The sequence below is a fragment of the Vibrio sp. 03_296 genome (assembly GCF_002265885.1).
In genome coordinates this window covers 1-617 of sequence record NZ_NPKW01001153.1, presented here as the reverse complement: position 1 = coordinate 617, position 617 = coordinate 1, and the positions used below count along the sequence as shown (strand labels likewise).

General features: G+C 49.4%; 2 pseudogenes. Both read left to right on the top strand.

Annotated elements, in window-relative coordinates:
• Positions 1-338 (top strand): annotated as a pseudogene (locus tag CIK04_RS30460) (response regulator transcription factor); the annotation flags it as partial.
• Between the two features lie 141 nt (positions 339-479).
• Positions 480-617, top strand: a pseudogene (locus CIK04_RS30455) (tyrosine--tRNA ligase); the annotation flags it as partial.

Genomic DNA, 617 nt, shown 5'->3' with positions numbered 1-617 from the left:
GTCGCAGCGCTTTGACACCATCGCCGCCTTGTGCCGACAACATTGGCTCAACGCCGATTTGTTGCTGGCAGAACCCCAAACCGCACAACACGACGTAAGCCAGTGGGTACGCAAAGCAATTGGCGATTTTGGTCAACAGCAACTCAGCCAACGAGAGCAAGAAATTGCAGCACTACTCATCCAAGGGCTCGACTCTAAAGAAATTGCCCAGCAGCTCGGCATCACACTGGGTACCGTGAAAACCATCGAAAACGCATCTATGACGACAGCTCAACGTCGCCTCGCTCAGCGAACTGTTTCAGTTGTTTCTCAATCATTTGATTGCTCTCAAAGCATAGTTTCCAGATCTCGCTAGCTTAATCACCGCTTTATCCCTTTAGGGATATCGTCATGAGCTGGACTGTTCTTATACGCTGCCTGTCTAGATTTTGGAGGCAGCATGAATTCACAATTACTCTTGATGACTTGCCCAACGAGGGCTGATCGCGCAAACCACCGACCTTGAACAACTCATCGCGCTGTTTTGCCAACCACAAACACTCTACTGCGGTTTTGACCCCACCGCGGGCAGCTTACATATCGGTCATTTAGTGCCTTTGATTATGCTAAAACGCTTT